General features: G+C 46.4%; 6 protein-coding genes. 5 read left to right on the top strand and 1 reads right to left on the bottom strand.

Annotated elements, in window-relative coordinates:
- From B3007_RS08225 to B3007_RS08205, 5 genes are all read left to right on the top strand, one after another.
- Positions 1 to 1,845: hypothetical protein (locus B3007_RS08225; protein ID WP_301392223.1), on the top strand; the 1,845-nt coding region annotated here is incomplete at its 5' end.
- A gap of 66 nt (positions 1,846 to 1,911) precedes the next feature.
- On the top strand, positions 1,912 to 2,601 hold the full coding sequence (locus B3007_RS08220) for a hypothetical protein (protein ID WP_301392222.1): 690 nt from the start codon (positions 1,912 to 1,914) through the stop codon (positions 2,599 to 2,601).
- Between the two features lie 247 nt (positions 2,602 to 2,848).
- Entirely contained in the window at positions 2,849 to 3,124 is a 276-nt protein-coding gene (locus B3007_RS08215; protein WP_297532615.1) for a YrhK family protein, read from the top strand.
- 138 nt (positions 3,125 to 3,262) lie between these two features.
- Positions 3,263 to 4,291: an NAD(P)H-dependent flavin oxidoreductase gene (locus B3007_RS08210; RefSeq protein ID WP_301392221.1), complete on the top strand. Its 1,029-nt coding sequence runs from the start codon at positions 3,263 to 3,265 to the stop codon at positions 4,289 to 4,291.
- Between the two features lie 173 nt (positions 4,292 to 4,464).
- Entirely contained in the window at positions 4,465 to 5,550 is a 1,086-nt protein-coding gene (locus tag B3007_RS08205; RefSeq protein WP_301392220.1) for a PQQ-dependent sugar dehydrogenase, read from the top strand.
- An 88-nt stretch (positions 5,551 to 5,638) separates the two neighbouring features.
- Here the strand turns inward: B3007_RS08205 and folD are convergent, their stop codons facing one another.
- A complete protein-coding gene (folD, locus tag B3007_RS08200) occupies positions 5,639 to 6,496 on the bottom strand; it encodes a bifunctional methylenetetrahydrofolate dehydrogenase/methenyltetrahydrofolate cyclohydrolase FolD (protein ID WP_297532620.1) in 858 nt (285 codons plus the stop codon).
- Positions 6,497 to 6,593 lie beyond the last annotated feature (97 nt).

Below are 6,593 nucleotides of genomic sequence, written 5' to 3'. Positions count from 1 at the left end.
TCCGTTTTATCGGGGCAAGATCATAACTATATCCCTTTAGTGCACGAAACACTGAACCACATGAGTAATGACGTTTTTTCAGTTGATGATTTTAAGGAAAAGTTTGTTGAGATTGCGGAATTTAAGATACCTACGGGTGCAGTAATCAGTTTGTTGAAAAAGGCTAACCAAAAATACCAGTTGTTGGACAAGCATCCTCAAGGAATCTACAAGATTCAAAGGGATAAGGTCAAGAACTCTAATTTTTCCACTGTGAGAGACGCAGAACAGCGCCGCTACAATGCTTTAGTTAGAACGTTTGTTAAATACTGCAGTGAGCACCAGAAAGTTGAGATAGAGGAGAAAAGTGCATCAAAATATTTCTTTGAAGTTTTATACGATATTGCCCCCTTGCTTTTTATAAACTTAAGCGACGCAGAAAAAATAAAAGAAGAACATTCTGACAAAAATAAATTTTTAGTATCTAAGTTTGTTGCACACTCAAATAAATATTGTCAAGACTCATTCGAGTCTATTCTTTCATTTGTTCGCGGCTCTATGCTAACAGAGACCTTCTACTACTCTCAAAATGCAACCGATATTGAAAACAAGCCTCTGAAGAGAGTCGTAGTTTATTTTGATACGCAATTTTTAGTTAGAATCCTCGGGTTCTCTCAGAAAGAACTTTGCATTCCATGTGAAGAATTGATGGAAATGTTGAGTGAAATGAATGTAAAAACCCGCTGCTTTAGGAATACACTTGACGAGCTTCACGGCATATTCTTCGCTGCTCTAAGCCAACTCAACCAGTATGGCAGGCTAAATCCAAATAAACCAAGTGATGTATTCGATTACATCAATCAGCACTCAATAACATCCTCTGACTTGCTGATTACAATGAATAGCCTCGAGGAAAAACTCAAAGAAAAAGGTATATTTATTGAAGAAAAACCCGAAATAATTGATGCATTTTCAATTGATGAAACAGCTTTATCTGAGAAACTTGCAGGTGTTTTTGAGCGACAATCGGACAAGGCCCGTGCACATGATATTGATTGCTTGCAAGCGGTATTTCAACTTCGTGAGGGAAGAAAACAAGATTATCTTGATAGATGTAAAGCAATTTTCATAACTACAAATGCGCAGCTGGCGAGGTTATCAACATTATTCTTCAATGAGCAATACGGTCACTCTAATGCATCTGTTTGCATGGCGGACCACGTGTTTACTTCTCTAGTTTGGATGAAGGCAGTAAAAAAGACATCTGACCTTCCAAAGGACCGATTGGTTGCAAACGTTTACTCTGCACTTTTACCTTCCGACTCTCTATGGTCTGAGTACATTAATGAAGTGAATCGCCTTAAAGATAAAGGTGAAATAAGTGAGCATGATTATCATGTTCTGATTCACAGTATGGCTGCAAGGGAGCAGTTAATGGATCAAGCATTTTCATCAGATGACAATATGTTTGGATCTGTTAGTACAATTCTCGACAAAGCCAAGAAGATATACACGAAGGAGCTAGGTAGTCGACTAGAAAGTGCTGAAAGAGAAGTGGAGTCTCAGGTTGAAAAAATAGATGGATTTGTTAACAAAATATCCTCCTTTGTTAATCATGCAGTTTTGTATGTAGTTATTGGTTTCTGGGTATTTTTACTCGGTTATGGCATAGTTCACACAACTCCTGATTCCATTGATGAAATATGGCAGTTTGAGATAAAGTCATTGGTATTTATAATCCTGATGTTAGTAACCATACTAAACCTGATTTTTGGAACGAAGTTAGTCGATCTATGTAGATCAATAGCAAGCTATTGTGGAGGAAAAGTGGCTGTGAAGGTTCGTCACCTCATAAACAACACGTAACAAGAAAATCCATAGGACATCACCGCTGTAGCGGTACCGCCTATGATTTGAGCGTTAAGAAGCAATATGAATATTAGCCACATTTACTTATCCATTCTCCTCTTGATCAGCTCTTTCGGCGTGAATGCAGGGGGCTCTCAATATACTCAAGAGTACTTAAACAATGCATGCAATTACCTCGGCTCGTTCTGTGAAATAGTAAAATTGAAGTGCATAAGTGAAGAATTACCGAATTTAGATGAGTGCCTGGTGGATTACACGATAAAGATAATTAATGCGCAAAGTATCTCACAAGACTCTGCAGATTTACGTAATGAACGATACGCACAAGAAGCGTGCGAAATACTAGGGGATGAATGTGGTTTTGTTCAGCTAGAGTGTCTGGTTGGAGGTGGATTGTTTAATACCTGCGTTGCCATGTCTTATTTTAAAATTGAGGTTTTTAAAGAGCAGTGTGGGGTGCGGGATTATAGAGAATGCCTTGAGCGTGATCGAGAATTTGGTGTTAAGGTAGTTCATGAGTTAACAATACCTAACATAGGTAAGCCGATTAAGAAGAAAATGGTGGAAGAATGCACTCATGCTGGAAATTATAAGGTGAAATCCATGGAGCTGAAGGAGTTCTATTACGGATATATGGGCAACCTTAAATATTTGAAAGAACCGATTGTACTCAGTGGAGACGATGATTATGAATACAAGAGCCAAGAAGATTACTACAATTGCATGAAAGCAGTTCTTGAAAAAGCTTATTAGAAAAGCTAAGTCAGTGTGATTGCTCCGTCCTTATGGCGCTGGGCGTCCAACTTTCTCATGAGAGCAGGCACCTCGCGAATGGGACTGAAGCCTCTTGATCTGCTCGGAACTATTTTAAATTACTGTAAGCCTCTCTAAACTCTGCTTTCTCACCCTTCACCTGAACATCTCTCGATGATTGCTGTCGACCCTCTACGGCACTATTTAACATGCCAGGTTTATCGATTGGTTAAACAGAGGAGGTGACATGAATAACTCTGAGTCTGAAGATCAACTGACGTTGCGTATCGGTCAGGAGAGGCTGATCATTCAGCGTAGATACGAAGTGATCAGTATTGCTAATGACTTTGTGATTGCTCTTTGGTTTTTGGTAGGCAGCATTCTGTTCCTGTTTCCTCAATTTGAGCATGCGGCGATCTGGTTGTTTATTCTCGGGAGTTTTCAGTTTTTGATTCGTCCGTCGATCCGGCTGGTCAGGCATATTCACCTCAGAAAAGAACCTCGGGACGGCTGGGATTGCTGAAGGTAGAGCGAATGCCGCCAAGGATATCGGTGAGAGTTCGGGTGAAAAGCAAAGAGTCTCTGCTTAAAGACTCTCCACTTAAAGACTCTCCGCTTAATAGTGTTTAGGATTGAGATATCGTTATCAGGAGTGCTTCAAATGGACATCTGCGAAATTCTGGGTGTTGATATCCCGATTATTCAGGCCCCAATGGCGGGCGTTCAGAATTGGGAGCTGGCTCTCGCTGTTTCAGAAGCGGGCGGGCTGGGTTCTATCCCGTGCGGTATGTTGTCGGTCGACCAGATCGTGTCTGAAGTAGAGAGTTTTACCGCGCGCTCCACGAAACCTTATAACCTGAATTTCTTCTGTCATGAGATGCCAGGCGTTGATGAGCCTGCGCTAAGTGTCTGGAAGAAAGCCTTGGCTGGGTACTATGACGAGTTTGACGTGTCGCCACCAGAAGGTATGTCAGGTCTTAGGTTGCCGTTTGACGATAAAGTCGCGGATGCGCTTGAGAGCTTTAAGCCGCCTGTCGTTAGTTTTCACTTTGGTCTTCCAGAACCAGAGTTACTTGAACGAGTGAAATCCTGGGGCTCGGTCGTTCTCTCTACTGCAACAACGATGGAAGAGGGTGTCTGGCTTCAGGAGAATGGCGCCGATGTTGTTATCGCTCAGGGGGTTGAGGCTGGCGGTCATCGTGGGATGTTTCTTACCAACGATGCCGACTCTCAGTTGCCGTTGGCAGAGTTGATCTCGGGGCTCGTCGCTGAATTGTCTATCCCTGTGATTGCTGCCGGTGGTATTGCCTCAGCCGCTGATGTTAAGGCGCTTTTAAGTCAGGGTGCTGCAGCGGTTCAGGTTGGTACGTCTTATTTGCTTTGCACTGAAGCAAAGACGAGTGCTCTGCATCGTGCTGCGATTAAGGATGAAAGCTCGGTCACGGCGCTGACGAATGTGTTCTCCGGGCGCCTCGCTCGCGGAATTAAAAACCGGGTGATGAATGACCTTGATTGTGTCTTTTCGGGAGTTCCTGAGTTTCCTTACGCTTCAGTGGCATTAGGCCCATTGCGCATTGCGGCGGAGGGTGTCGGTCGCTCGGACTTTACGCCTCTGTGGTCAGGTACCGTGAGAAGCGGTTGTCGTGAAGTTTCTGCAAAAGAATTAACCCGCATGCTTTGGCCCGCCTGATCGGCTTGGGGTTAGTTGGGTTTGTGTGGGTTGGGCTGGCATGACTGAGGTTGTCAGTCCTGCTCATAGGAAAGCAGCGAACCTATTTTGCACCTTGCTGTCGACATAGTGATCACATAATGCCGATATAGTGGCCATTAAACAGAAACTCTTAAGCAGGGCAATGATGGATTATGCGTCTCTTTGATTTCTTTCTTATAGGTCTGTCTGTTCTCCTGGCAGGCCTCTCTTCAATTGCATCCGCTGCGCCTTCGGTTCAGGTTGTCTATCGAGGGCTTGATAGTCCTTGGGGATTGGCTGAGGTTGCGCCGGGTAAGCTGCTGGTCTCTGAGAAGGGGGGTAACTTCGTTCTTGTTGATGTTCAGTCCGGGGATGCACGCGACATCGCGGGCGCCCCAAAGGTCGTAGCGAATGGTCAGGGTGGTCTTCTCGATGTGGCTGTTCCGCGTAATTATAAAGCCGGTGGTTGGATTTATTTTACCTACAGTGCGCCTGTTCAGGGTGAGGCTGCAACCGCTCTGGCGCGAGCAAAGTTGAATCTGAAGGGCGGGATGTTGACTGACCGTCAGACTCTGTTGGTGACTACCTCAGTATCGGACACGTCCCGCCATTTTGGCAGCCGTATTGCGTTTGATGACGATCATGTGTTTTTTACTGTCGGTGATCGCGGTGTCCGTGAAAATGGCCAGGATCTCAGAACACACGCTGGCACAGTGATCCGCTTGAAGCGCGATGGCTCTGTACCTGAGGATAATCCTTTTATTGAGTCAGAGCAGGGGCTGGATGAAATCTGGTCGTATGGTCATCGCAATGCTCAAGGTATCACTTTTGATGCAGAGGGTCGTCTGTGGGTTATTGAGCACGGCCCGCGGGGTGGTGATGAGCTTAATCTGATTGCTAAAGGTGAGAATTATGGCTGGCCTGTGGTTTCTCAGGGTAAGGAATATTGGGGGCCTTTTGATGTTGGTGTTAAGGAAAAGGATGGGATGCAGCCAGCGGCGAAAGTTTACGTGCCGTCGATTGCGCCGGGGAGTCTGATCTCAGTCAGAAGTGACAAGTACGGCTGGAAAGGTGATTTGTTGTCTGGGGCGCTCAAGCTGACGCATCTGAACAGAATTGTTATGAAGGACGGTAAGCCTGTAGATGAAGAACGTTACTTTGAAGAGCGTGGTCAGAGGCTGCGTGCGTTGCTTGAAGATAGCGAAGGTGTCATCTTTATTGCTACGGATGCCGGTGAGTTGTGGAGGCTTGATCCTTAATGCCATGCACTGGCGTTTCGCCAGGCGGTATATGGAATAAAAAAGGGCGCTTAAGCGCCCTTTTTTTGATGTGTAACTTCTATTGCGATTACTGGTCGTGCAGTTCTTCGCAAGCGAATAGGGTGTTCTCAAGCAGTTTGGCGCGAGTCATTGGGCCAACGCCGCCGGGAACAGGAGTGATGTGTGAGGCGCGCTCTGCAGCTGCATCGAAGTCAACGTCACCGACCAGCTTGCCGCTGTCGAGACGGTTGATGCCTACGTCAATAACGATAGCGCCTTCTTTCACCCATTCGCCTTTAACAATGCCAGGTTTGCCAACGGCAACGACAACGATGTCGGCCTGATTTACGAAGCTCTCAAGGTCTTTAGTGAAGCGGTGGCAGGTGGTCACTGTGCAGCCTTTCAGCAGAAGCTCGAGACCCATCGGACGGCCAACGATGTTTGATGCGCCAACAATCACGGCATGCATGCCGGTGATATCCTGGCCGGTGCCATCCAACAGATCCACGACTCCGGCAGGGGTGCATGGGCGGAGCAGGGGCATGCGCTGAGCCAGACGGCCAACGTTGAATGGGTGGAAACCATCGACGTCTTTGGTTGGATCAATACGCTCAAGAATTTCGTCAGATTTAAGACCTTCCGGCAGCGGCAGCTGAACCAGAATGCCGTCGACGTCGTTGTCGTTGTTGAGTTGGTCAATAAGATCGAGCAATTCCTGCTGACTGGTTGTTGCCGGGAGGTCGAATGCTTTGCTGTTTATGCCTACCTGCTCACAGTCTTTGCGCTTGTGCGATACGTAGACCTGAGATGCCGGGTCGGTACCAACCAGAATGACGGCGAGGCCGGGAGCACGCTTGCCTTGCTCAAGGCGTGCATCAACACGCTCTTTAATGGATTCGCGCATGGCTTTGGCGGTGGCGTTGCCGTCAATCAGTTGTGCGGTCATTGAGTATCAACCCTAACAGTAAGCTGTAAAGCGCGGGATTTTCTCATGCCCGGGCCGTAAAACAAAGGGGGCGGGGCGGACTTTCATCAGTCTGGTG

Origin of the sequence: Thalassolituus sp. UBA675, assembly GCF_002297765.1 — a bacterium.
GTDB lineage: Bacteria > Pseudomonadota > Gammaproteobacteria > Pseudomonadales > Oceanobacteraceae > Thalassolituus.
The sequence above is the reverse complement of the archived record's forward strand: the minus strand, read 5'-3'. Positions and strand labels throughout refer to the sequence as shown.

What these genes read in the sequence shown, in the direction of transcription:
- B3007_RS08215 (WP_297532615.1), top strand. Translation starts at nt 2,849, where the DNA reads ATGAATAACTCTGAGTCTGAAGATCAACTGACGTTGCGTATCGGTCAG.
- B3007_RS08210 (WP_301392221.1), top strand. Translation starts at nt 3,263, where the DNA reads ATGGACATCTGCGAAATTCTGGGTGTTGATATCCCGATTATTCAGGCC.
- B3007_RS08220 (WP_301392222.1), top strand. Translation starts at nt 1,912, where the DNA reads ATGAATATTAGCCACATTTACTTATCCATTCTCCTCTTGATCAGCTCT.
- folD (WP_297532620.1), bottom strand. Translation starts at nt 6,496, where the DNA reads ATGACCGCACAACTGATTGACGGCAACGCCACCGCCAAAGCCATGCGC.
- B3007_RS08205 (WP_301392220.1), top strand. Translation starts at nt 4,465, where the DNA reads ATGCGTCTCTTTGATTTCTTTCTTATAGGTCTGTCTGTTCTCCTGGCA.